General features: G+C 63.5%; 21 protein-coding genes and 1 riboswitch. Of the genes, 9 read left to right on the top strand and 12 right to left on the bottom strand.

From position 1 onward, the window contains the following. Positions 1-53: 53 nt before the first annotated feature. Both V5F77_RS09135 and kdsA read right to left on the bottom strand, forming a co-directional pair. Positions 54-1,085, bottom strand: coding sequence for a KpsF/GutQ family sugar-phosphate isomerase (locus tag V5F77_RS09135; RefSeq protein WP_429005026.1), 1,032 nt, complete (start codon positions 1,083-1,085; stop codon positions 54-56). Between the two features lie 48 nt (positions 1,086-1,133). After that, positions 1,134-1,997, bottom strand: a complete 864-nt coding sequence (gene kdsA / locus V5F77_RS09130) for a 3-deoxy-8-phosphooctulonate synthase (RefSeq protein ID WP_429005025.1) — start codon at positions 1,995-1,997, stop codon at positions 1,134-1,136. Between the two features lie 222 nt (positions 1,998-2,219). On the opposite strand from kdsA, the gene cysQ reads away from it, so the two are divergent. From cysQ to cbiB, 4 genes are all read left to right on the top strand, one after another. After that, the gene (cysQ, locus tag V5F77_RS09125; RefSeq protein ID WP_429005024.1) at positions 2,220-3,056 is read left to right on the top strand and encodes a 3'(2'),5'-bisphosphate nucleotidase CysQ; all 837 of its coding nucleotides are present in this window, start codon (positions 2,220-2,222) and stop codon (positions 3,054-3,056) included. A 32-nt stretch (positions 3,057-3,088) separates the two neighbouring features. Beyond that, complete coding sequence (gene cysD / locus V5F77_RS09120; protein ID WP_429005023.1) at positions 3,089-4,006, top strand: sulfate adenylyltransferase subunit CysD; 918 nt, start codon at positions 3,089-3,091, stop codon at positions 4,004-4,006. After that, the gene (gene cysN, locus V5F77_RS09115) at positions 4,006-5,916 is read left to right on the top strand and encodes a sulfate adenylyltransferase subunit CysN (RefSeq protein ID WP_429005022.1); all 1,911 of its coding nucleotides are present in this window, start codon (positions 4,006-4,008) and stop codon (positions 5,914-5,916) included. Before cysD ends, cysN begins: the two co-directional genes overlap by 1 nt. Positions 5,917-6,015: 99 nt before the next feature. Continuing rightward, the gene (cbiB, locus tag V5F77_RS09110) at positions 6,016-6,987 is read left to right on the top strand and encodes an adenosylcobinamide-phosphate synthase CbiB (protein ID WP_429005036.1); all 972 of its coding nucleotides are present in this window, start codon (positions 6,016-6,018) and stop codon (positions 6,985-6,987) included. Here the strand turns inward: cbiB and V5F77_RS09105 are convergent. The 9 genes from V5F77_RS09105 to V5F77_RS09065 all read right to left on the bottom strand — a co-directional run bounded on the left by V5F77_RS09105 (position 6,971) and on the right by V5F77_RS09065 (position 16,051). Continuing rightward, positions 6,971-8,431 carry a cobyric acid synthase gene (locus tag V5F77_RS09105; protein WP_429005021.1) on the bottom strand — a complete coding sequence of 487 codons (1,461 nt, stop codon included), beginning with the start codon at positions 8,429-8,431 and terminating at the stop codon, positions 6,971-6,973. The genes cbiB and V5F77_RS09105 overlap by 17 nt on opposite strands. Further along, positions 8,431-9,063 carry a cob(I)yrinic acid a,c-diamide adenosyltransferase gene (gene cobO / locus V5F77_RS09100; protein ID WP_429005020.1) on the bottom strand — a complete coding sequence of 211 codons (633 nt, stop codon included), beginning with the start codon at positions 9,061-9,063 and terminating at the stop codon, positions 8,431-8,433. Before cobO ends, V5F77_RS09105 begins: the two co-directional genes overlap by 1 nt. Next, positions 9,053-9,601, bottom strand: a complete 549-nt coding sequence (cobU, locus tag V5F77_RS09095) for a bifunctional adenosylcobinamide kinase/adenosylcobinamide-phosphate guanylyltransferase (protein WP_429005035.1) — start codon at positions 9,599-9,601, stop codon at positions 9,053-9,055. The genes cobO and cobU overlap by 11 nt, the downstream gene beginning before the upstream one ends. 155 nt (positions 9,602-9,756) lie before the next feature. Then, a riboswitch (cobalamin riboswitch) is annotated at positions 9,757-9,947 on the bottom strand. Positions 9,948-10,003: 56 nt separating this feature from the next. After that, positions 10,004-11,443: a D-glycero-beta-D-manno-heptose-7-phosphate kinase gene (gene rfaE1 / locus V5F77_RS09090; RefSeq protein WP_429005019.1), complete on the bottom strand. Its 1,440-nt coding sequence runs from the start codon at positions 11,441-11,443 to the stop codon at positions 10,004-10,006. A 50-nt stretch (positions 11,444-11,493) separates the two neighbouring features. Beyond that, positions 11,494-12,507 (bottom strand): ADP-glyceromanno-heptose 6-epimerase, encoded by a 1,014-nt coding sequence (gene rfaD / locus V5F77_RS09085; RefSeq protein ID WP_429005018.1) that lies wholly within the window; start codon positions 12,505-12,507, stop codon positions 11,494-11,496. 60 nt (positions 12,508-12,567) lie between these two features. After that, positions 12,568-13,650 carry a lipopolysaccharide heptosyltransferase I gene (gene waaC, locus V5F77_RS09080; RefSeq protein ID WP_429005017.1) on the bottom strand — a complete coding sequence of 361 codons (1,083 nt, stop codon included), beginning with the start codon at positions 13,648-13,650 and terminating at the stop codon, positions 12,568-12,570. Beyond that, positions 13,647-14,669 carry a lipopolysaccharide heptosyltransferase II gene (gene waaF / locus V5F77_RS09075; protein ID WP_429005016.1) on the bottom strand — a complete coding sequence of 341 codons (1,023 nt, stop codon included), beginning with the start codon at positions 14,667-14,669 and terminating at the stop codon, positions 13,647-13,649. The genes waaC and waaF overlap by 4 nt, the downstream gene beginning before the upstream one ends. A gap of 184 nt (positions 14,670-14,853) precedes the next feature. After that, complete coding sequence (locus tag V5F77_RS09070; RefSeq protein WP_429005015.1) at positions 14,854-15,312, bottom strand: phasin; 459 nt, start codon at positions 15,310-15,312, stop codon at positions 14,854-14,856. A 175-nt stretch (positions 15,313-15,487) separates the two neighbouring features. After that, positions 15,488-16,051 (bottom strand): phasin family protein, encoded by a 564-nt coding sequence (locus tag V5F77_RS09065; protein ID WP_429005034.1) that lies wholly within the window; start codon positions 16,049-16,051, stop codon positions 15,488-15,490. 220 nt (positions 16,052-16,271) lie between these two features. Between V5F77_RS09065 and V5F77_RS09060 the strand changes: the two genes are divergently transcribed. From V5F77_RS09060 to V5F77_RS09040, 5 genes are all read left to right on the top strand, one after another. Next, positions 16,272-18,791 carry a sensor histidine kinase gene (locus V5F77_RS09060; protein WP_429005014.1) on the top strand — a complete coding sequence of 840 codons (2,520 nt, stop codon included), beginning with the start codon at positions 16,272-16,274 and terminating at the stop codon, positions 18,789-18,791. Positions 18,792-18,948: 157 nt separating this feature from the next. Further along, complete coding sequence (locus V5F77_RS09055) at positions 18,949-19,233, top strand: (2Fe-2S)-binding protein (protein ID WP_429005013.1); 285 nt, start codon at positions 18,949-18,951, stop codon at positions 19,231-19,233. A 102-nt stretch (positions 19,234-19,335) separates the two neighbouring features. Beyond that, positions 19,336-19,818 (top strand): bacterioferritin, encoded by a 483-nt coding sequence (bfr, locus tag V5F77_RS09050; RefSeq protein WP_429005012.1) that lies wholly within the window; start codon positions 19,336-19,338, stop codon positions 19,816-19,818. Positions 19,819-20,018: 200 nt separating this feature from the next. Beyond that, entirely contained in the window at positions 20,019-21,050 is a 1,032-nt protein-coding gene (locus tag V5F77_RS09045; RefSeq protein ID WP_429005011.1) for an extracellular solute-binding protein, read from the top strand. A gap of 72 nt (positions 21,051-21,122) precedes the next feature. After that, entirely contained in the window at positions 21,123-22,796 is a 1,674-nt protein-coding gene (locus V5F77_RS09040) for an ABC transporter permease (RefSeq protein ID WP_429005033.1), read from the top strand. A 60-nt stretch (positions 22,797-22,856) separates the two neighbouring features. Here V5F77_RS09040 and V5F77_RS09035 read toward each other — a convergent pair whose 3' ends face one another. Then, on the bottom strand, positions 22,857-24,800 hold the full coding sequence (locus tag V5F77_RS09035; protein WP_429005010.1) for an acetoacetate--CoA ligase: 1,944 nt from the start codon (positions 24,798-24,800) through the stop codon (positions 22,857-22,859). Positions 24,801-24,847 lie beyond the last annotated feature (47 nt).

Here is a 24,847-nt window from a genome sequence, read left to right as displayed (position 1 = left end):
CGAGGGATCGGCCTTTACCGTATTATATCGCGCCGCAAACGGCCGTGTGAAACCTAAACGACGCCGGCCCGCAGGCAGTCATGCATGTGCAGAACGCCGAGGAGGCGCGAGGCGGGATCGGTCACGAACAGGGCCGTGACACGCGGCCGTTCGTCAGTCATGAGATGGACGGCTTCACTCAGCAATGCGTTTGGCGCGATGGTCTTTGGATGGTGCGTCATCACCTCGGATACCGATCTGCCGAGCAGGTCGTTGCCCATGTGCCGCCGCAGGTCACCATCGGTCAGGGCCCCGAGCAAAAGTCCGTCATCGTTGCAGATGGCGGTGCAGCCGAAGCCCTTCGTTGTCATCTCCATAATGGCTTCCGCCACTGTTGCGGACGCCGTGACGCGCGGCATTTCCGTGTCGATGTGCATCAGGGTGTCGACTGTCGCGAGCGCCGCGCCGATCTTGCCACCGGGATGAAACAGGCGGAAATCGGAAGCGCTAAATCCGCGGTCCTCAAGCACCGCGATGGCGAGCGCATCGCCATAAACCATCATCATGGTGGTGGAGGTGGTGGGCGCGCTAACCTCGGCGCAGGCCTCCGCGACGGCTGGCACCTCAAGTACGACATCAGCGCTGCGGCCGAGACTGGAATCGGAATTTGAGGTCATGGCGATGAGCGGAATGCCGAAGCGCTGGGCATATCCGATCAGGTCCGACAATTCGGTGGTTTCTCCCGAATTGGACAGGGCGACGATGCAATCGTCGGAGGTAATCATGCCAAGATCGCCGTGGCTGGCCTCCGCAGGGTGCACGAACTGGGCGGGTGTGCCGGTGGAGGCCAGGGTCGCGGCGATTTTCCGCGCCACGTGCCCACTCTTGCCCATCCCGGACAGGACCACCCTGCCCCGTGCTGCGCGGACCAAATGAACCGCAGCCACAAAACGCTCGTCCAGCGTGCGGCTGAGAGCTTCCAGCCCCTGAATTTCCAAGTCCAGCACCCGGCGTCCGCAGGTGAGGATATCCGCGGTGTCCATCTGGGCGTTGATGCGTTTGGGCATCGGTTCCTGCTTATTGCTCAGCGTGTGTGCGAAGCTCATGCTTCGACGTCCTTACATCGGTTCAGCCGGTCACGGGAAGCGGCGGGCTCAGAATGCGCTACCGCTAACCAGTGGCCCCTTGGCCACGCAATCGAGGGCCTGAAGCATCCGGAGCAGGCGTTCCATATCCTTGAGGGGGACCATGTTGGGGCCATCGGATGGCGCATGGTCCGGGTCGGGATGGGTTTCAATGAAGACCGCTGCCACGCCCACGGCAACTGCGGCCCGGGCAAGAACAGGTACGAATTCCCGCTGTCCACCGGAGGAGGAGCCCTGCCCGCCCGGCTGCTGGACCGAATGGGTCGCGTCGAAGACCACCGGCGCGCCTGTGGCCGCGAGTTCCGGAAGCGCCCGCATGTCGGAGACCAGGGTATTGTACCCGAACGAAACGCCCCGCTCGGTGACGAGCACATTGGGATTGCCGGATTGGGTGAGCTTTGCCACCACGTTCTTCATGTCCCAGGGCGCGAGAAACTGCCCCTTCTTTACATTCACCACGCGACCGGTCTGCGCGGCGGCGACCAGAAGGTCGGTCTGGCGGCAGAGAAAAGCCGGGATCTGGAGAATGTCCACCACCTCTGCTAGCGGGGCGCACTGATCGATTTCATGCACGTCGGTGAGAACGGGCGCGCCGATGGTGTCGCGGATTTCGGCGAAGATCGGCAATGCCGCTTTCATCCCGATGCCCCGCGCCCCCGAGATCGAGGTGCGGTTGGCCTTGTCGAAGGACGATTTGAACACCAGGCCCATGCCCAGCCGCCGGGTGATGGCGGAGAGTTCCCTTGCCACGTCAAGCACGTGGTCGCGACTTTCAATCTGGCAGGGCCCGGCGATAAGTGTCAGCGGCCCGCGGTTCGAGATCTGCAGACCACCGACCTCTACGACCGCGTTCGGGACAATGTTGCTGCTCACGCACTTCTCCTACGCATCTTCATATCGCCCAGCCCCACGCGGCGGCGTGCTTATGGCATGATACAGGCCGCTGAACGAGCCCGCCGTCAGGCCGAGGCTCGCCGAACCATCTCACAATTAAACGTCAGAAACATGTGATATATATTATTTCCCGTCGATGCATTGCAAAGGCGAGGGGCCGTGTCTAATTTGCGGCAATCAGGATTGCTTCAGCGTAGGCACATGTCCAAGGCTTCTCCCGTCCCCGAACTCGTATCCGGGCTCATTTCCCTCACGTTGCGGGCCGGGCGCGTCATCCTCGATATTTATGGCACCGATTTCGTCGTCAGCCAAAAAGCCGACGCGTCGGCCGTCACTGCGGCGGATCGTGATGCGGAAACGCTGATACTGCGTGGCCTTGCGGACCTGTGCCCGGATATTCCCGTGGTTGCCGAAGAGGAAGCGGCCGAAGGGCGCATTCCTGAGGCGGGAGATCGCTTTTTCCTGGTGGACCCGCTCGACGGCACCAAGGAGTTTGTGTCCCGCAATGGCGAGTTTACCGTCAACATCGCCTTGATAGAGCACTCGGTTCCAATTCTGGGCGTGGTCTATGCCCCTGCCCTCGGCGTGCTCTATGCCGGCGCGGCGGGGCACGGCGCCTGGAAGGCTCAGGTGGCGGACGACAGGATTGGCCCCATCGCGCCCATCCACGTGCGCAAAGCTCCTGCCCGGCTCGCCGCCATCGGGAGCCGCTCGCATGGCTCCGAAGAAGCCAGCGGCTGGCTCGATCAGTTTCCCGTGGATTCGTTCGTCACCGCCGGGTCATCACTAAAATTCTGCCTCGTTGCCGAGGGGCATGCCGATCTCTATCCGCGCCTTGGCCGCACCATGGAATGGGACACCGCGGCCGGCGATGCTGTGCTGCGTGCCGCCGGCGGCATCGTGACGACGCTGGACGGCCTGCCGCTAACCTACGGGCGCTGCATCCAGGAGGGGGAAGCCCCCTTCGCTAATCCTCATTTCGTCGCCTATGGCGACTGCGATCTGGTGCGGTCTAAGCCCGCCCTTGCCGGCGGCTGAGCCACGCTCCAGTTTGCTGCGCTCCACAAGGAATGCCGAACGTGTCGTCCAGTCAATTGACGCATCTCCAACGTCTGGAAGCGGAATCGATTTTCATCCTGCGCGAGGTCGCGGCGGAGTTCCGCAACCCGGTGATGCTCTATTCCATCGGCAAGGATTCCGCTGTGATGCTTCATCTCGCGATGAAGGCCTTCTATCCCTCCAAACCACCCTTTCCGCTTCTTCACGTGGATACGACGTGGAAGTTCCACGAGATGATCACCTTCCGCGATCAGATGGCAAAGTCGCTGGGATTCGATCTTCTGGTGCACTCCAATCAGGAAGGTCTGGCGCAGGGGATAAACCCGTTCGACCACGGGTCCTCGCTCTATACCAATGTGATGAAGACCGACGCGCTGAAAGAAGCCCTCACAACGCATGGCTTCGATGCCGCTTTCGGCGGTGCGCGGCGCGATGAGGAAAAAAGCCGGGCCAAGGAGCGCGTGTTTTCCTTCCGCACGGCCAATCATGGCTGGGATCCGAAGAACCAGCGACCGGAGCTGTGGAATCTCTACAATGCGCGCGTCAAGCTGGGCGAATCGATCCGCGTATTCCCGCTCTCCAATTGGACCGAGTTGGATATCTGGCAATATATCCTTGCCGAGAAAATCCCCATCGTACCGCTGTACTTTGCTGCGTTGCGCCCGATTGTGTGGCGCAACGGGCAGATGATTATGGTGGACGATGCGCGTATGCCGCTTCTGCCCGGAGAGGCGCCGGAGCAGAGGATGATCCGCTTCCGCACCCTCGGCTGCTATCCGCTGACCGCCGCCATCGATAGCACCGCCGCGACGCTCGAAGATATCGTTCAGGAAATGCTTATTGCCCGTACGTCGGAGCGGTCCGGCCGGCTGATCGACCATGATGATGCCGCCTCGATGGAAAAGAAGAAGCGCGAGGGCTATTTCTGATGAACGTCGCGCCACTCGCCGAATTGTTCGCGCCGGAAGGCAAGAGCCTCCTGCGCTTCCTGACCTGCGGCAGCGTGGATGATGGCAAGTCGACGCTTATCGGCCGCCTGCTCTATGACACCAAGCTGCTGTTCGACGATCAGATCGCCACCCTTGCTCAGGATTCCCGCAAGCACGGCACGGCCGGCGATGAACTGGACTTCGCCCTTCTGGTGGATGGCCTCGCCGCCGAACGCGAGCAGGGCATCACGATCGATGTGGCGTATCGCTTCTTCAATACCGAGCGGCGCAAGTTCATTGTCGCCGATACGCCGGGCCATGAGCAATACACGCGGAACATGGCGACCGGCGCCTCCAATTCCGATCTTGCCGTCATTCTTGTGGACGCGCGGCAAGGGTTGCTGACCCAGACTCGACGCCATTCCTTTATCGTGGCTCTGCTTGGTATCCGCCACGTGGTCCTGGCGGTGAACAAGATTGATCTGGTCGGCTTCTCCCTGGCGAGGTTCAACGAGATTGTTGCCCAATACAGTGCGTTGATCGCCCCGCTCGGCTTCGAGACCTTCCAAGCGGTGCCTCTTTCGGCGCGCTACGGCGACAACATCATGGCGCACAGCGCGAACACGCCTTGGTATCAGGGACCGTCGCTCGTCGAATATCTCGAAAGCGTGGATGTGGCGGAGAGGGCGGTATCGCGTCCCTTCCGCATGCCGGTGCAATGGGTGAACCGGCCCAACCTCGATTTTCGCGGCTTTTCCGGTACGGTCGTCAGTGGGGTCGTACGACCCGGCGACGATATCGTTGTCGCCAGTTCCGGCCGCATCACCCGTGTGAAGTCGATCGTAACCCGGGACGGTGACCTGCCCGAGGCCCGTGCCGGCCAGGCGGTTACGCTGACGCTGGCGGACGAGGTGGATGTCTCGCGCGGAGACATCCTGGCGGACGCGGTTCACCGACCGGAACGTGCGGACCAGTTCGCGGCACAGGTCATCTGGATGCACGATGAGCCGCTATTGCCGGGAAGGCCCTATCTCATCAAGATGGGCACCCGCACGGTGGGCGCGACCTTCACGGCGATCAGGCACAAGGTGGACGTCAACACGTTCCAGAAGCTCGCAGCGAAGACACTCGGGCTCAACGAGGTCGGCATGGTCGATGTCGCGAGTCGCGACGCCTTCTCCTTCGATGCCTTTTCCGACGTGCCGGAGACTGGTTCCTTCATCATCATCGATCGACTGAGCAACCAGACAATGGGCGCTGGCATGGTGCAGTTCGCCTTGCGGCGGGCGACCAATGTGCATTGGCAGGCGTTGGACGTGTCCAAAGAGGCGCGGGCGGCCCTGAAGCACCAGCGACCCGCCGTGCTCTGGTTCACGGGCCTTTCCGGTTCTGGAAAATCGACAATTGCGAGCCTAGTCGAGAAGAAGCTCTACGCGGCCGGGCGCCACACCTACATGCTCGACGGCGACAATGTCCGCCACGGGCTCAACAAGGATCTCGGCTTCACCGATATCGACCGGGTGGAGAACATCCGCCGCGTGGCAGAAGTGGCACGCCTGTTCGTCGATGCCGGCATGGTCGTCCTGGTCTCGTTCATCTCTCCGTTCAAGGCGGACCGGCAGATGGCTAGAGAATTGCTGAGCGAAGGTGAGTTCATCGAGGTCTACGTGGATACACCCCTGGAAGTGGCGGAGAAGCGCGATCCCAAGGGGCTGTACAAAAAGGCCAGGCAGGGCCTGTTGGCCAATTTCACTGGCATTGACAGCCCTTATGAAGCGCCGGAAACACCAGAAATTCGCCTCGCGGGAGCCGAGCGCATCGCAGAGGAATTGGCGGAGCAGGTATTTAACTATCTGACCGATCGTGACTATCTGCATCGCGACGAGGATGCTGGGGACTGGACGATCTGAAAGGATCGTCTGGGCGGGCTTTCCTCGCGCGCCGGCCTTAGTCTAAACCTGATGGCGGGGCGGCGCATTCGCGGTCCGCCATCAATGGTCTCGATCGCCTTGAACTTCCTCCTGACTTTCCTTGCCTTGGCGGTGGAGGCCACATTCGGCTATCCCCCGCGGGTGCTGAAGATAATCGGCCATCCCGTCATGTGGATCGGTCGGCTGATCGCCATTCTCGACCTCTCGTGGAATCGCGCCGAGTTGAGCTTCGCCAAGAGGCGGAGGCGGGGTGTCGCTGCACTGCTGGTGCTTCTTGCAAGCGCCGCTGTGCCAGCCGCGGTTCTGGCGGACGTGCTCGACCTGTTTCCCGGCGGCATCATCCTCACCGCTGTTCTTGGCTCGGCGCTGCTCGCCCAACGTTCGCTCCATGAGCATGTCGCCGCGGTGGCGGATGCGCTGGAGTTCCACGGCCTTGATGCCGGGCGCGCCACGGTCTCTCGCATTGTCGGCCGCGACCCCGCTCAGCTCGACGAGGCTGGCGTGACGCGCGCGGCCATTGAAAGCCTCGCGGAGAACTTCTCCGATGGAGTCGTGGCCCCGGCATTCTGGATGGCAATGGCGGGCCTGCCCGGAATAGCCGTCTATAAGGCGGTCAATACGGCCGACAGCATGATCGGCCACCGTACGCCGCGGCACGAGGCGTTCGGCTGGGCTGCCGCGCGCTTCGACGATCTGGTGAATCTTCCGGCATCCCGCCTCTCGGGTCTGCTGATCATCGGCGCCGCTGCATTCGTACACGGTGCGTCGCCGGTCGGCGCTTGGCGCGCGGTGCGGCGGGACGCCCACAAGCATCGTTCCCCTAACGCGGGATGGCCGGAGGCGGCAATGGCAGGCGCCCTAAGCATCTCCATTGCGGGTCCCCGCACCTATGCGGGCGTGCTGGCCGAGCTTCCGTTCATGGGGGACGGGCGCCGCGAAATCGGCGCCGCCGATATCCGCGCGGCCCTGAACCTCTACACTGTGGCCAACCGTCTTCTGATGGCCCTCGCCTTGCTCTGCGCCATTCTGGTCGTCATCGCGCGAGGCTGAGCAGGCGATCGAGATCCATGTGGGCCTGCAGATGAGCCGCGAGCGCATCGAGGGTTTCGTCGACCTGCGCCTCATAGGCGACTTGCGGCGCGCCGCCGCCCAGTGCGGCGAGCCATGCCGCGCGCTGGAGATCATCCGAGAACAGGCCGTGCACATAGGTGCCCATGATGCGACCATCCCTGGACGTTGCGCCGTCAGAGCGGTTGTGCCCAAGCCGCGCAAAGGGCTGCTCCGTATCCGGGCCGGTGGTCTCGCCCATATGCATCTCATAGCCCGAGAACGGTGCCTGGAGGCAGGAGAGACCCTCGACTGCTTCCAATCGTTTTTCCCCGGCGAGGACGGTCTCCACCTGCAGCAGGCCTAGACCTTCCGCCCGGCCGGGAGGGCCTTCGACGCCCTGGGGATCATCGACGGACGTGCCAAGCATCTGGTAGCCGCCGCACAGCCCCAGCACACGGCCGCCGCGCCGGGCGTGGGCAATGATATCATGGTGCAGACCCTCAGCTTTCAATGCCGCGAGATCGGAGAGTGTGGCCTTAGAGCCGATCAGAAGCACCAGATCGGTATCGACGGGCAGAGAATCCATCGGGCGCACGCGCACCACTTCGATGGCGGGCTCCGCGTCCAGAGGGTCGAGGTCATCAAAATTTGAGACATGGGGCAGGATCGGCACCGCGATCTTCACCATGGCCTTCAGCTTCGCGGGAGGCGCGCCTTGGAGAGCCAAGGCGTCCTCCGCCGGCAGCCGGCCGGCGGCAGGGAAATATGGCACGAGGCCGAGCGATGCCCACCCAGTTTGCTCGGCCACGAGCATCATGCCGTCGGCGAATAGAGCAGGATCGCCCCAGAACTTGTTGACGATGAAGCCAGCGATCAGCGCCGCGTCCTCGCGCGCCAAAACGGCCTTGGTTCCGACAAGACTGGCGATGACGCCACCCCGGTCGATGTCGCCGATCAGCACGACGGGCACATCGGCGGCGCGGGCAAAGCCCATGTTGGCGATGTCGTTGCGGCGCAGATTGACCTCGGATGCACTGCCGGCGCCTTCCACCAGAACGAGGTCGGCTTCCGCCTTGAGGCGCTCGAAGCTTTCCAGGACAGCGGGCATGAGGCTCTGCTTGAGGCCCTGATAGGCGCTGGCCTTTGCGGTGGTCAGCACCCTGCCCTGCACCACCACCTGCGCGCCCACTTCGCTCTGTGGCTTGAGCAGCACCGGGTTCATGTGCACGCTCGTCGGTACGCGGGCGGCGCGGGCCTGCAGGGCTTGCGCCCGGCCGATCTCGCCGCCGTCCGCCGTGACGGCGGCATTGTTGGACATATTCTGCGGCTTGAACGGCCGCACGCGCAGCCCGCGATTGGCAAAGGCGCGCGCAAGGCCGGCGACCAGCAGGCTCTTGCCCACGTCCGAACCGGTTCCCTGAAACATCAAGGCTTTTGCGGTCATCAGAATTCGATGCCGGCCTGCGCCTTCACGCCGGCGGAGAAATGATGCTTCACCAATCCCATTTCGGTCACAAGGTCGGCCGCTTCCAGAAGTTCAGGCTTCGCGTTGCGCCCGGTGACCACGATGTGCAGGTCAGGCCTGCGGGCCTTCAGGGTCGCCACCACATCGGCGAGATCGAGATAGCCATAGCGCAGGGCAATGTTCAGTTCGTCCAACACGATGAGGGATAGCGTCTCATCCGCCATCAGCGCGCGGGCCTGGTCGAAGGCACGCCCGGCCGCTGCCGTGTCGCGGGCGAGATCCTGGGTCTCCCAGGTGAAGCCTTCCCCCATGGTGTGCCATTGCATGCGCTCGCCGAACGCGGCGAAGGCGTCTTTTTCCCCAGTATGCCAGGCGCCCTTGATGAACTGGACAACCCCCACTTTCCGGCCATAGCCCAGCATCCGCAGGGCAAGGCCGAAGGCGGCGGTGCTCTTGCCTTTGCCGGGACCGGTGTGGACGATGAGAAGACCTTTTTCGAGCGTCTTTTCCGCCACCTCCGCATCCTGCACGGCCTTGCGCTTCGCCATCTTCTCCTTGTGGCGGGCGGCCTGTGCGTCGTCGATGCCGGCTGGGTCTGACTCATCGCTCATCGAGCGTGCCTTTCACTGTCATCGGCAGGCCGGCGACCATGAAGATCACTTCATGGGCCAGTGTCGCCATGCGTTGATTGAGCTGGCCGGCGGCGTCGCGAAACCGGCGGGCGAGCGCGTTGTCCGGGACGATACCGAGGCCGACCTCGTTGGCCACCAGTACGGTGAGACCCCTGCGCGCACGCACCGCCGCGACGAGCCGCTCTTCTTCTGCCGCGAGATCATGGTCCGCCAGCATATGGTTCGTCAGCCACAGGGTGAGGCAGTCGAGCAAAAGAGGCATTTCGGGCGGGAGTTCCCCCAGCAGGCGGTGCGCATCGAATGGCGCGTCATGGGCGTGCCAGCGCGCGTCGCGCCGGGCCTGATGCAGGCTGATCCGCTGCGTCATCTCGGCATCGAACGCTTGAGCGGTGGCGACATAGGCATAGGGGGGGGGCATCATCTCCACGCGCCGCTCGGCGTAGCCGCTCTTGCCCGAGCGCGCGCCCCCGAGCACCAGCACGAGGCGTCCGGCCGATGGCGATGAGGTCTTGGTCATCGACGACGCGGATGTCCGGCGGCCGTCGCCGGACAGATGCCAGCTGCCGCTGCGCCGGACCAACAGCGGGCGTGTACCGGACAAGCATGTGGGTGCAGAGCGACCATCAGCATCTCCCTGACCCTCCCACCGAGGGCCGGATTAGACCCGTCTTGCGGGCAGAAACGTCCTCGGCAGGTCTCCTGGCTTGCGGATCAACGCTCCCCCGCCCTTCCCGAGGCAGGCCTCAGTGGTTCGCAGGTTTGCTTTCCGCCGACAGTTGCGGGGGCAGCCGCGGCATTGAAGGCATAGCCTTCGCACCGCGTTCCCTTTTCATCCCTAAGGAACCGACGACACAGCGACTATAGGGCGGCTGCCGCGCACGGCAATCGCTCGCGGCAGATGCGAACGGAATTTCGTAGGTCAGCTTCGCGCCCTAGCCACCAAGGTGGAGGTGGATTGGCCGGGCGTCACATCGGCCAGCACCAGCTTGCCGCCATTGGCGATCACAACATCAGCGCCGACCACATCTTCAGGCCGATAATCGGCGCCCTTGACCAGGACGTCCGGCAGCAAGGCTGTGATGATCTCAAGAGGCGTGTCCTCGTCGAACAACACCACGAGATCGACACAGCGCATGGCGCCGATGACCCGTGCGCGCGCGTTTTCATCCTGGAGCGGCCGGGTCGGTCCCTTCAGACGACGGACTGAAGCGTCCGTGTTGAGCGCCACCACCAGCCGATCGCCCTGCGCCGCTGCAGTCTCCAGCATGCCCACATGGCCGGGATGCAGCAGGTCGAAGCAGCCATTTGTGAACACAATGCGGGCGCCGCTCGCCCGCCAGCGGTTGAGAATGGCACGGGCCTCATCCCAAGTGACCTGGGCGCCAGCCGACTCAACCTGGGGCACCGAGCGATGAAGCGCGGCGATCAGTTCCGCGCGCGTGACCACCGCTGTCCCGAGCTTTGCCACGGCGATCGCGGCCGCGGCATTGGCGACCGGAACGCTGGCCTCAAGGTCAAGGCCGCAGGCGAGAGACAAGGCGAGAGCTGCCAACGCGGTATCGCCGGCCCCCGACACGTCGAACACCTCGCGCGCCTCAGCCGGCACGTGCAGTACGGTGCCGTTGCGCCGCCACAAGGTCATGCCTTTTTCGGCCCGCGTCACCAGCACATCACCACCGAACTGGACGCTCGCGGCGGCGGCAGCGCGTTCGGCATCGGCATCGGTATCGTCCGGCAGGCCGGTCGCTTCGCTCAGTTCGCGTCGGTTCGGTGTCACCAGGCTCGCCCCCCGGTAGGCTTCGAACGTCCGACGCTTGGGATCGACGATGACGGGCACGCCTTCAGTCTTAGCCGCGACTATGAGGGCGCCAATCACGCGATCGCTGAAAACGCCCTTCGCATAATCCGAAAGCACCACGACCCTGCAACCGGCGATGGCGCGGCGCGCGGCTGCGATCAGCTCGTCTTCCATTTGCTCTGACGGTGCAGCGGAAACTTCTGCGTCGATACGTACGATCTGCTGACGGCCGCTCATCACCCGCGTCTTGGTGACCGTTGGGCGGGTCGGGTCCGTAATCAGGCCGCTCAGATCGATCAGCGCGTAGGGGGCGAGCGCGGCACGAAGCTGGGCGGCTTCCGCATCTGCGCCCACCAGCGCCACAAGGCGGATCGGCGCGCCCATGGCGGCGGCATTGGCGGCGACATTTGCGGCACCGCCGGGCACGATCCGCTCGGCGCCATGCAGCAGAACCGGGACTGGCGCCTCGGGCGAGATGCGCGAGACCGAGCCGAGGATATAGCGGTCCACCATGACGTCGCCGATCACGGCGACCGCACCGGGCTTGGTATCTGGGAGCATGGCGCCGGTATCCTGGTCGAGGTCAGCCGAAAATAGACGTGGTTTTCCAATCATGGGGCGGCGTTGCGGCCGCGCAGATGCTCGGTGATATAGATCCGCACGCCTTCTTCCAATGGTGTGAACGGGCGCGTGAAGCCAGCGGCGCGCAGTTTCGAGACGTCCGCCTGGGTGAAATACTGATACGCGTCGCGGATGGAAACCGGCATGTCGACATAGGTGATGCGCGGTTCCTTGCCGGCTGCCGCAAATACCGCCTTGGCAAGGTCCGCAAAGCTGCGGGCCTGCCCGGTGCCGACATTGAATATGCCACACGCGTCCGGCGTTTCCAGCAGCCAGCGCACCACCGCGACACAGTCGCCGACATAGACGAAATCCCGCAACTGCCCCCCGTCCGCATAGGCTGGATTGTGGGATTTGAAGAGCGTCACGGCATTCCCGGCGGCGGCGGTCGGATAGATCTTGTGGACCACCGAGCGCATGTCGTCCTTGTGCGCTTCGCCAGGACCGTAAACATTGAAAAAGCGCAGGCCTGCCCATTGCGGCGGGTGCGGCCGGCCGGCAGCCACATCGGCCGCGAAGCGGCGATCCGCCATCAGCTTGCTCCAGCCATAGGCATTGAGCGGGGCAAGTCGGTCGAGCGCGGCGGCGCTTTGCGCGTCCGTAAAGCCTTCGGTGCCATCGCCATAGGTTGCGGCGGACGAGGCATAGATGAAGCGGATGCCTTTTCGGGCGCACTGGTCCCACAGATCCAGCGTCGGACGAATATTGCGGGCGACGATCTTGTCTGCGTCCCGTTCCGTCGTCGCGGAAATCGCGCCCATGTGCACAACCGACGCGAGGCGGCCGCCCTGCCCTTCCACGAACGCGGAGATCGCTTCCGGGCGGATCACGTCATCCAGCAGGATGTCACGAAGATTGATCCATTTCGGTCCGTCTGCGAGCCAATCGGCGACCACCACACGCCAGCCATCGGCTGCCAAGGCCCGCGCAATATTCGAGCCGATGAAGCCCGCGCCTCCGGTCACAAGGATCGTATCGCGGGCGGAAGGGGCGGAAGCGATCATCAGGCCACCATTCATGGACAGGCATGTATCAGGCGAGAATTCCACGGATCAGGCGGGAATTCATTGAGCCGGCGACGAGCGGCCTTCGTGTGCCATGGTGGCTGTGCCCTTGTCCATGGCATCCGCATGCCCAAAGCGCAGCACGTTCAGGGCACGCCACACGTCACGAGCACTGAAATCGGTGAGGCATGGCGGTCCCTCAACCAGATCTGGCGCTATCCGGCAATGCGCCCGTTCGCACGGAGCACAAGGGCGGAGCGATTTGAGCTCTAGCGCCTTTGGCCCGAAAAGGCCCGTCAGGCGCGGGTTGGTTGGGCCATAAAGGCCGACGGTGGGGACTGCCAACGCCGCGGCGAGGTGCCCGAGTCCCGAATCGACGCTCACCACCGCTTCCGCATTGGCGATTACCGGCACCAGATCCGGGATGGGGCCGGGAGGAATGATCGACACTGACGGCAGATCTTCCGCAATGGCAGCGGCGCGGGCGGATTCCTGGGCGCCCTGGGCAAAAATCCGTGCCTCCAAGCCACGCTCGGCCGCGTGCAAGGCGAGGTCCCGCCAGTGTTTTACCGGCCAGGTCTTGGTCCGCCACGTCGTGCCGTGCAGCATGACGATATAGGGCTGGGCGGGTCTTGGTTCTGCAAGCACCTTAAGCCCAGCGTCGGCGACAAGGCCAGTTAGGTTGTAGCCGAGGCTGGCGGCGAACAGCTTGCGGATTCGCGAAGCCATGTGTTCGACTTCGGGCACCGCGTGGGCGGTGTGGTAGGCCAGCGTCGCCAGGCTTTCACGGGCGCTGCCGCGTGCAAAGCCATGGCGCCGGCCTCGGGCAAAGAGCCCAACCACGGCGCTCTTCATCAGGCCCTGAGCGTCGATGACCACATCATAAGCTTCGGCGTGCAGCGCAGCGCGTATGGTGGCAGCTTCGCCATTTCCCATGGCCGCCCTTGGCGCCTTGCGCAGCCGGCGTAAAGGCACCGGGATCGCGCGGCGCACGGCGGGGTGCATGTGGACGAGAGGGGCGAAGGCTTCCTCCACCGCCCAATCGAGGACCAGACCGGGCACGGAGCGCATGGCGTCGGTCACCGCCGGAAACGTGTGAACCACGTCTCCGAGGGATGAAAGCTTGACCACCAGGACCTTCATGCCTGGACGGCCCTCGCCGCGGCCAGAACCTCCTCGGGTGCGATGATCTCAAGGCAAGCGAGCGTACCAAGGGGGCACTCGCGCTTGTGACAGGGCCGACACGGAAGTTCCCGCGCGATCACGCGAGCCCGGGGGCCGGTCGGTGGCGTCATCTTTTCCGAGCTGGAGCCGTAAATAACCACCAGTGGGCGATCGAGGGCGCCGGCGACGTGCATGAGCCCGGAATCGTTCGAAACCACCACATCCGCCATTCCCAGCAGGGCGGCTGCATCCATCAGCGTGGTCTTGCCGGCAATATTGTCGACCGGCACCCCGCTCTGTTTGGCAATCTGAGCTGCGATTGTCACATCTTTCGGACCGCCGAGAATGCGCACGCGATAGCCCGCTTCCACCGCACAGGCGGCGAGGCGCGCGAATTTCGTGGCCGGCCATTGCTTAGCGGGGCCGTATTCGGCGCCCGGGCAGAGCACCATGACCGGACCTTTTCCTTCCAGGGGAAACCGGCCCGCCGCAGCTTCGCGTGCGCCGTCGGGAAGAAACAGGGTCGGACGTGGCGCGGAGAGGTGGTCGCCACGCGGGGCCCCAAGGGCGACGAACCGGTCGATGGTCCGGGCGGTCTTGCGGTCCCGGTCGGGGCGCGAATCCGTGAGCAGCAGGCTGCGGCCCTCGGCGGCATAACCGATGCGTTCGGGAATTCCGGCCGCGAAGGGCACAATCGCGGCCTTGAAGGCGCGTGGCAGGACAATGGCCTTGCCATAGCCCTCCTTGCGCAGCGCCCGTCCCGCTTTCCAGCGCGCCATGAGCCCGAACTCGCCATGGCCGAGGCCGAGGGGAATGGTGCGCCGTACGCCTCGGATCAACCTCGCGATCGGCAGTGCGGCGGGAGGGGCAACGACATCGATGGGCCGGCCGGGGTCGCGAATGCGCAGGCTTTCGATCAGGCTCGCTGCCATCACCATGTCGCCGACCCAGGAGGGACCGACGAGCAGGATGGGCGAATAGGAACCGATGGCGCGCATTTTTTGCTCACGTGGACCTTCGCGTCTTGGCAAGACGCGAAGGTCGCGTCAAGGCGCGATCCTGTTACGCCCGCTCAAATGAGGAATGTAGCGCGCGAGGACCGCCGAAGATGGGGGAGGCAGAAATGAAAAAGGCGCCAGCTGGTGCGGCGCCTTTTGAAACCATGATGGCGCGTGTGCGCGCTCAGGCAGCCTTGTTCATCGTCTTTTCGACGCCGGCCTTGATGGGCTCGGCGGATTCGGTCGCGATCTTCTGCGCCAGGGCCGACAATTCCTTCGCCTGACCGGAAAGGGTATCGAACTGATTGCGCAGATGCGCCGTCGAAAGCTCCACCGCTTGGGAAGCGGACTTCGCCTGCAGCACGGATGCGAAGAAATCGAAAGCCGCGTTCACGTTCGCGCGCAGAATTTCAAGCGACTTCGTATTGTATTCGGAAACGCCCTTGCTGGCGGTCGAGTAGCTGTCCTCGAGAATGCCAGTGGTCTGCTCAGCAGCCGCCTTGAACTTCTCGTAGTTGCCGCGGTAGGTCTCGACGCTTTTTTCCGCCATCTCGCGGAACGCGGCCGGAACTTCCATCTTGGAAAACGCGCCATTCGCGGCGCTCATCTGATCTTGGAAGGCTTTGGCGAAGGTGTCGTTCATTGTTTCCTCGGTGCGTTGGCTTGCTTCGATTCAGGCCCGCGCAGGCCGAAAAGTGCGCTTAAGTCCTGCTAAAGCGACTTTCCTGCCCTCAGCCTCAACCCCATCACACAATATCTCAAAAGTGTGCGGCACAAAAATAAATTTTGCGTCGCACAACAACTTTGGGTGCTTTTTCTCAATAGGTCCGGTTCGGATCGTTCGGTTGATCGAACTGATTTGCCGCTTGTTGCGCCGAAGCTTTAACATCATGCGCGGCTGCCGTACCGGCAGCTTGCGCGCTCTCGGCGGTGGACTTGGCGTGCTGCGCTGCAGCGGCTCCAAGCGCCTGGACCCGCTCGGCAAGCGCGCGGGCGTGCTCGTCAAGCGAGCGCACGGTGGATTCCCCAAGATTGCGTGCGTCCGATCCCAGAGCGGCCGCTTGGCTGGCGACGGCCTGCACCTGCGCGGTCACGAATTCCGCTTGCAGCGACAAGACTTCCTGGGGGCTCTTGGCCCGCACCAGCTTGTTCAGGAAATCGAAGCTCGCGTTCACGTTCGACTCGACAAGGCCCAGCGTCTTCTGGCGCAGCTCGCGGATGTTTGAGCGCACCTCCTCGATCCGACCCTCCGATTCATTCACGGCGCTGCGTGCCGTATCGAAAAGGGTATCGAATGCCTGACGCGCCTGCGTGACATTCTTCTCGGCAATGGCCCTCAACTCCGCGGGCAGCTCAAGATCGGGACCCATTTTCGTGGTCATCGTCGTCACTCCTCGGGCTTTTTGGGGAGATCAGCCAACGGCGCCGGCCGCTCCAACAATATCTTAGTCTGTCTCTGCCTATGCGCCGCAATATGAAACATTAATGCGACGGCTATACGTTTGCGGTACTGTTAAGGTTTATCTGCTCTCCTAGAATGCAGGTTACTGGGGGCTAGGTCGAGATGGTGCGGCCGAAAAACGAGGGGTGTCATTCCCGGTCATGAGCGAGCATACGTCGCGCCTCCTGGCATCCAATGAACCAGCGCTGGCGCCCCTGCTGCGTGATGATCTCCCATCGTTCCTGGTTTCGGTCCGGGATGCGAGGATTGTGGCCGCGACCGCCGCGTGCGCGCGACTGGGTCTGCATGAGGATCAAGCGACGTCGAAGGCGATCCTGGCCATCGTTCAAATGCTTGCCGCCGGGCCCAACGGTGCGCCGCGCCTGGAGCGGGTGCGTCCGCCGGCGCAGTTTACGTCCCTCGTCTTTTCCTGTTCCTGCATCTCCTCTCCCATCGGGCGGTTGGTGCTGTTCGCTGATCCTCGCGCCCTCCAGGCCGAGGCGGAACAACGCACTCCGGAGGGCAGTTCCCCGGCTGCGCCGGAGGAGCCGCGGCCGGTGCGGTTCACCTGGGGGACCGACGGGGAGGGATTCATTCGTTTCGTTTCGCCGTCGGCTTTCGCGACGCTAGGGCCACGCTTCGGGGCATGGTCCGGCCGCAGCTTTCGGCAGCTCATGGATATCGGCGTGCTGCGGGACAGCCACGAGATCGATGCCGCCTTGGCGAGCGGGTCTAGCTTCTCGGAGATCATCGTCCATACGGAGGAAGTGCCCTCGCGGAGGATCTCCCTTGGCGGATTGCCGCTGTTCGACGCGGGTCGAAATCGCACCGGAGTGCGCGGGTTCGGACTCCTGTGGCCGCCGGCCACGGGCGATGATACGCACCTGCGCATGTCCAGGGGCACTGAGGGTAACGATCCGCCATTGAACGTCGTGCCTCTGCGCGGCGGCCCGCTGACCCAGCGGGAGCGATCGGCGTTCCACGAGATCGCCCGCACCCTTCACGAGGCCGTGAATGGTTGGAATGCGCCTCAGGACGAGCCGTCAGAGCTCCAACCGGAAAAACGCACCGGTCAGAAGGGCGACATGGCCGACATTCGCTCTGACGTCACTGTCCAGCATGACCTCAAATACAAAGGCGATGCGGCACCGGACCAGGAATTGCAGGGCGAGAGCCTTGGGCCCGCCTCGCTTCCACCGCATGCCGAGGGCCCGGCGGAGCTCGACGCACAAGCCGCGCGCCCCGAGACAGGCGTCGCGCTTGCGGAGGCCAGAGGTCTTCACGGGGCGGACTCGGCAGACAGCCTGCTCGATCGTCTGCCTCTCGGGATTGCCGTCCAGCAGCAGGGGCAGTTCGTGCGCGTCAATCGGACCATCCTCGGTTGGGCCGGCGTAAGCGATGCCGAGGCGTTCCAACTCACCGGCGGGGTGGCCGCCCGGCTCTCGCGCGTCGGCGGTGGGCAACTTCATTTCATGCGCGCCGAGGGAGAAGCCCTGCCGGTCGAGGTGCGAATGGTTTCCGCGCCTTGGAATGGCGAAACCGCCCTGGTCCATCTCGTGCGCGCCGTCGATGTCGGTAACGCGGCCGTCGGGGCCACTGAACCCTTGCCGGCCCGAGCGCGCGGCGAGGCGCTGGACCTTATTTCTGTTCCGGTCGCCCTTCTTGATGGTGCAGGCGCGCTGCTGGAGTTGAATCTGGCGGCGGCGCATCTCGCTGGGGTGGAACGCAGCGCGATGCTTGGCGCACCTTTGCACGCCCTGTTCGGGGGCGAGGACCGGGAGCAGGCCGAGTCGCTGTTTGCCACGCTTGCCGTTTCCCCGGACGGGCACGCAAGCGCCACGGGGCTGCGGCTGCGGGGCGGGGCCGAGGCTGCGCTTCGGGTTGACGTTACGATCGCCCCCGCCGGCCCTGCCAAGGACAATGGTCCCCCCTATTGCCTTGTGCTTCGAGAGACCGCGCCCTCGGATGCCCCGAGGTTGGACCTTGCTCAGGATGCCGGCACGCTTCTGCGCCGCCTGTCTCACGGCGTGCGCGAGCCGTTGAACGTCATGTTCGGATTTGTGGAAGGCGTGAGATCGGGGGCGTTCGGGTCCATGGGCAGCCGACGCTACAGCAAGCTCGCAGAGGACGCCGTGGTGGCGGGCCGGCAGTTGATGGCCACTCTTGAGGATATAGAGGGCCTGATCCCCCCGGCTGCCCCGGCGCACAGGAGCGTGCTCGACGTCAATGCCATCGTCGAGGAAGCTGTGTCACATCTGGCAGGAGCGGCACAGCGGCGGCGCATCGTGATCCGCAGGGATCTCGGCCCTTCCGCCACGATCCGCTGCGATGGTGCCCGTACGGCGCAGATGGTGCGGCTGCTTCTGGAGGAGGCGTTGCGCGCTACGCCGGACGGACAATATGTGCTCATCTCCACCGTGGCCGAGCGGGAAAATGCGGACCGGGCCATGACTTCAGTGGCAGTTCTGATCCGCGATGAAGGGCAAAGCCTTTCGGAGGAAGAAATCGCGCAGGCGCTTGATATTACGCGCCATGCCGAGGTTGCCGACCGGTTTGGAACCGCCGGTCTTCCCTTCCGGATGGCGCGGATTGCCGCACTCGCTCGCAGCGTCGGGGGCGAACTGGGGCTCCGGCGCGGTATCCAGGGCGGGATGCTCAGCGAGCTGCGCCTGCCGAAATGAATGCCCATCGGGGTCTGCGCGCGCGCACGCGCTCAGATGCGAAATAGAATCGCTAGAAAGTAAATATTGTAAGGCTTCCAATGTCGCGTCCGGACCCCACTTTGATGGGGGGCGCCATTGACGAAGAGCGACGGCGTCTGCCAAAAATAACAGAGTTATGGTGTTGTTTAGAGTTTCTCTAAGCAACGGAGATCTTGGTCGCGCCATGATCGTTTGTTCGTGCAACGTGTTTTCTGATCATCAAGTCCGGGATGCCTTGGCGTCATCTGGCGGCGCGCGTTCGCCTGGCGAAGTGTATCGCTGCCTTGGATGCTCTCCTCAATGCGGGCGATGCGCACGGACCATTCGCGCGATCATGGATCAGGTCGAGAGTTCTTGCTCCGCCTGCCCTTCCGAATGCCCCGCCGCCGCACTCGCCGGACGCCTTATCGCAGCGGAATGAGGGAAACTCCGGAGTTGCGGTTCTTTGGCTCTTAGTTTAGAATTTCTCTAACTATACTTCCAGCGAGACGGCCGCGCGGTGCCGATTTTAGGAGTTGTGGACATGAAGGGTGATGCCAAGGTCATCGAGTATCTTAACCGAGGCCTTCGTTCGGAACTCACCGCGATCAATCAGTACTGGTTGCACTACCGTATGCTCGACAATTGGGGCTACAAGGCGCTCGCAAAGAAGTGGCGTGCCGAGTCCATCGAGGAGATGGTACACGCTGACAAATTCGTCGACCGGATTCTGTTCCTCGACGGTTTCCCGAACCTCCAGGTTCTGGATCCCCTGCGCATCGGCCAGGATGTGAAGGAAATCCTCGACGCCGACTTGGCTGCCGAACAGGAGGCGCGCGCGCTGTATCAGGAAGCGGCCGCCTATTGTCATTCGGTCAAGGATTTTCCGAGCCGCGACCTCTTCGAAGAGTTGATGACGGATGAGGAAGGTCATATTGACTTCCTCGAAACGCAGCTTGACCTGGTGGCGAAGCTCGGTCTGCCGCTCTATGCGCAGCATCACATCGGCGAACTTGAAGACCACTGAATTCTATTCTTCCTATTTTGGAAAAACCCGGCCATCGCGCCGGGTTTTTTCTTTTGAGCGAATGCAAAGTCTTCTTTAGATATGCTCTAACCTTTTGTCCTCACACGCTCTTTCGTTGACGACGCGCCTCTCGCTGCGTTAGCGGTCAAGCAGGGCTTGGCGGCTGATGTGCCGTCGCATCCGCTTGGTGAGGCATGTCCATGTCGAGGAATATCCGGTCCCATCTCCTGCTTGCAGCCTGTGGCTGGGCAATGTTCTCCTCTGCCCCCGCCGCTGCCGAAGAAGTGGTGAATGTCTATACCACCCGCGAGCCTGGGCTCTCCGCACCCCTTTTCGAGGCCTTCACCAAGGCGACCGGCATTACCGTCAACAGCGTCTTCGTGAAGGACGGCCTGGCAGAGCGTGTGAAAGCGGAAGGTGCCGCCTCCCCCGCTGACGTTCTGATGACCGTGGACGTGGGCAATCTTCTCGATGTGGTGGACGCGGGCGTCACCCAGCCGGTCGAGACTGCCGCCCTTAAGGCAGCAGTGCCTGCGAACCTGCGCGATCCCGCCGGGAATTGGTACGCGCTGTCCATGCGCGCGCGCCTTGTCTATGAGGCGAAGGACGAGCCCAAGCTCACCGATTTCCATTACGAGGACCTCGCCGATCCCAAATGGAAGGGCAAGATCTGCATTCGTTCAGGTCAGCATCCCTACAATGTCGCGCTGACCGCTGCCTATATCGTGCATCATGGCGAGGCGAAGACCGAGGAATGGTTGCGTGGCCTCAAGGCTAATCTCGCCCGCAAGGCTACCGGCGGCGATCGCGAAGGTGCACGCGACATCCTTGGCGGCATCTGCGACATCGCGGTCGGCAATTCCTATTATGTCGGCCTCATGCGCTCGGGCAAGGGCGGTCCGGAGCAGAAGAAGTGGGGCGACGGCATCGACGTGGTGCTTCCGACCTTCGAGGGTGGCGGCACCCATGTGAATGTCTCCGGCGCCGCGGTGGCCAAGAACGCACCCAATAAGGGCAATGCGATCAAGCTGCTGGAGTTCGCTGTCTCGCCCGACATGCAGCACATCTACGCCCAGCAGAACATGGAGTATCCGATCCTCGCTGGCGCGAAGGTCGATCCCATCATCGCCGAACTCGGACCTCTGAAGGTCGATCCGATCTCCCTGGTGGACATTGCCAAGGCGCGCAAGAAGGCGAGCGAACTGATCGACAAAGTCGGTTTCGACAACTGATCGATACTCACCGTGAGCGACGCCACTTTCGAGCAGAATCCGGGAGCCGTGCCCCGCCATAACCCCTCTGCAATGCCGGGCACCATCAAAGTGTCCCGGTTGCTCATCGGGGCGGGCGTGGTCGCGGGGTTCGTGCTTCTGCCGGTGGTGGCGCTCGTGGAGATCGCGGCGCAGGGTTCCGGCGATCTGTGGCCGCACCTCATCGAGTCGGTGTTGCCGTTTGCCATCGGGCAGACCCTGACCCTGCTGGTGGGGGTGGGGTTAGCAACCACGCTCATGGCGGTGCCCTGCGCATGGCTGGTTACGACTTGCGATTTTCCCGGCCGCCGGCTTCTCGACTGGGCCCTTCTGCTGCCGCTCGCGGTGCCAAGCTATATCGTCGCCTATTCCTATCTCGATGTCCTGCACCCGCTCGGGCCGGTACAGGGCACGATCCGATGGATACTGGGGATTTCCAGCCCCCGCGGCCTCCACCTGCCCGACGTGCGCTCGGTGGGCGGCTGCATTTTCGTTCTGAGTTGCGTGCTCTACCCCTATGTCTATTTCTCGACGCGGGCGAGCTTCATCGTGCAGTCAGCGGCGGCGCTGGAAGTCGCGCGCACGCTCGGCGCAGGCCGGATGCGTACGATCCTGCGCGTCGCGCTGCCGCTGGCCCGCCCGGCCATCGTGGCCGGCGTCACATTGGTGCTACTGGAAGTCCTCGGGGATATCGGTGCGTCCGAATTCCTCGGCATGCGTACCCTCACCGTGTCCATCTACACCACATGGGTCAATCGTGCGAACCTGCCTGGCGCGGCGCAGATCGCTCTGGTGATGCTGGTTCTCGTCCTCGGGGTCATTCTGACCGAGCGCTGGGCGCGCAAGGGCGCGCGCTATGTGGCCACCGGCTCCACCCGTCCGCAATCACCGCTTCGCTTGACGGGCGGCGCGGGCTTGGCCGCAACCGTCCTCTGCTGCCTGCCGATCCTGCTGGGCTTCGTGATCCCGGTGCTGCATCTCGCCACCGCGGCCGCCCAGCGCATCGAATTCAGTGGCATCTCCGGTGGCATCCTGACCGAGATGCGCAACAGCGCGATGCTTGCGCTGGCCGGCACGGTGGTGGCGCTTGGCCTCGGTGCGGTCGTGGCCATGGCCCAGCGCCTGACCCGCTCCCCCCTCGCCATGTGGTTCGCCCGCATCGGCAGCCTCGGTTATGCGGTGCCGGGGACGGTTCTGGCGATCGGCCTTTTGACACCGCTCGCGGGTTTCGACAATGCGATCAATCACGCCGCGAACGCAATGTTCGGGATTTCGACCGGACTGCTGATCTCGGGCTCGGGCGCGGCTCTCGTGATCGCTTATGCCATCCGCTTCCTGACCATTCCGATCGGCGGCTTGGAAGCTGGCTATTCAAAGCTTTCCGTGCATCTGGACATGGCGGCCCGTAGCCTCGGGTGTACCCAGCAGCGAACGGTCCGTCGCATCCACTTGCCCCTGCTGCGGCCGGCGCTGGCAACGGCTGCGCTGATGGTGTTCGTGGACGGAATGAAGGAATTGCCCGCAACGCTGCTGCTGCGACCCTTGGGCGTCGAAACCCTGGCGACGCACATCTATGCGGAAGCTGCGCGCAGCACCTATGAGGATGGGGCACTCGCGGCCCTGCTGATCGTGCTCGTGGGTCTGCTGCCGGTCATCCTGCTGGCGCGCGTGTCGCGCGCTGCGACGCCGGGGTCGGGACGAAGGAGCCCGGTGTCGGAGAATTGCTGAGCACGGGCAAACTCGGAGGGAAGGCGTACCGCAGGCCATCTCCCGCGGTACGCGTCTCATTCAGCTCCGCAGGCTCAAGAGATCCTGATACTGGAACAGGGCCTCGGGATTGGCCAGGGCATCGGTGTTCTTCACCGGCCGGCCATGGACGATCTCGCGCACGGCCAGTTCGGTGATCTTGCCGGAGCGCGTGCGGGGGATGTCATCCACCTGCACCACCTTGGCCGGAACGTGACGTGGGCTCGCGCCGGTGCGGATCTGCCCCTTGATGCGGCTGATAAGGGCGTCGTCCAGCTTGAGGCCGTCCCGCAGCCGGACGAACAGGACGACGCGAACGTCATTGTCCCAGTCCTGGCCGATGGCGACGGATTCCATCACCTCGGGGACCTGCTCCACCTGGGCATAGATCTCGGCGGTGCCGATTCTAACGCCCTGCGGATTGAGGGTCGCGTCGGAGCGGCCGAGGATGATGATGCCGCCATGCTCGGTCCACATGGCAAAGTCGCCATGGCACCAGATGTTGGGGAAGCGATCGAAATAGGCTGCGTGATACTTTGCCCCGTCCGGATCGTTCCAGAACTTCACGGGCATCGAGGGGAAGGGCTTGGTGCAGACCAGTTCGCCCCGTTCCTGGCGCACCGGAACGCCGTCCTCCGACCACACGTCCACGGCCATGCCGAGGCCGGCCGCCTGGATTTCCCCTGCCCAAACCGGAGAGGTGGGATCGCCGAGCACGAAGCAGGAGATGATATCCGTGCCGCCGGAGATGGACGCGAGGTGCACGTCCTTCTTGATGGCGTCGTAGACGTATTCGAAGCCCTCCGGGGCCAGCGGCGAGCCGGTCGAGGTGATCAGGCGAACAGAGGACAGATCGTGCGTCTCACATGGCCGCACGCCTTCCTTGTGCAGGGAATCGATGTATTTCGCTGAGGTACCGAACAAGGTGAACTTTTCGGCCTGCGCATAATCGAACAGAACTTGCGGATTCGGGGCGAACGGCGAGCCGTCGAACAGGCATAGGGTGGCGCCGATGCCGAGGCCCGACACAAGCCAATTCCACATCATCCACCCGCAGGTGCTGAAGTAGAACATCCGGTCGCCGGCGTTCAGATCGCACTGGTAGCGGTGTTCCTTGAGATGCTGCAGCAGCGTACCGCCCACCCCGTGGACGATGCACTTGGGTACGCCGGTAGTGCCGGAGGAAAAGGCGATATAGAGCGGCTGGTTGAACGGCACGCGCTCAAACGTCACCTCACCCTCGGCGAAGGGGGCGATGAACGCAGGGAGGGTCGTGGCGCGCGGCAGCTTCGCCGCGACCTCCTCGGCACATTCCAGATAGGGGACGATGACCACCTTCTGGGCCGAGGGCAATCCCGCCGCCACCTGGATCAGCTTGTCGCCGATATCGACGCGCTTGCCATTGTACCAATAACCGTCGCAGGCGAAGAACACCTTTGGTTCGATCTGGCCGAACCGGTCAAGCACGCCGCGCTCGCCGAAATCGGGCGAACAGGAAGAGAAGATCGCACCGAGCGAGGTTGCCGCCAGCATGATTGCGACGGTTTCGGGCATATTCGGCATCATCGCCGCGATCCGGTCGCCGACCCCGACGCCCTCTGCCTTCAGTGCCTGTTGGATGCGTGCGGTCAGCGCATAGAGTTCATCGAAGCTCAGGCGCTTCTGCACCTTGTCCTCTCCGCGGAATACGATCGCGGTCTCGCTTCCGCGTGTGCGCAGAAGGTTTTCAGCAAAATTCAACTTCGCGTCGGGAAAGAACTGAGCGCCCGGCATCTTTTCGCCGTTCACGAGCCGCTCGTGCCCCTTGTCACCGATGATGGCGCAGTCGTCCCACACCATGTCCCAGAACTCGGCCGGATTGGCGATGCTCCAGGCGTGCAGATCGGCATAAGAGCCAAGTGCCTGACTGTGCTTGCTGTTCACCGCGCCAATGAGGGCGGTGACATGGGTGCGAGCGACCCGCTCGGCATCCGGTTTCCACAGCATGTGTTCCCTTTGAGTCACGAGGCCCTCCCTGACTTTCCCGCCGCGTG

Origin of the sequence: Roseixanthobacter psychrophilus (assembly GCF_043195195.1) — a bacterium.
In the GTDB taxonomy this organism is placed as follows: domain Bacteria; phylum Pseudomonadota; class Alphaproteobacteria; order Rhizobiales; family Xanthobacteraceae; genus NCEH01.
The sequence above is the reverse complement of the archived record's forward strand: the minus strand, read 5'-3'. Positions and strand labels throughout refer to the sequence as shown.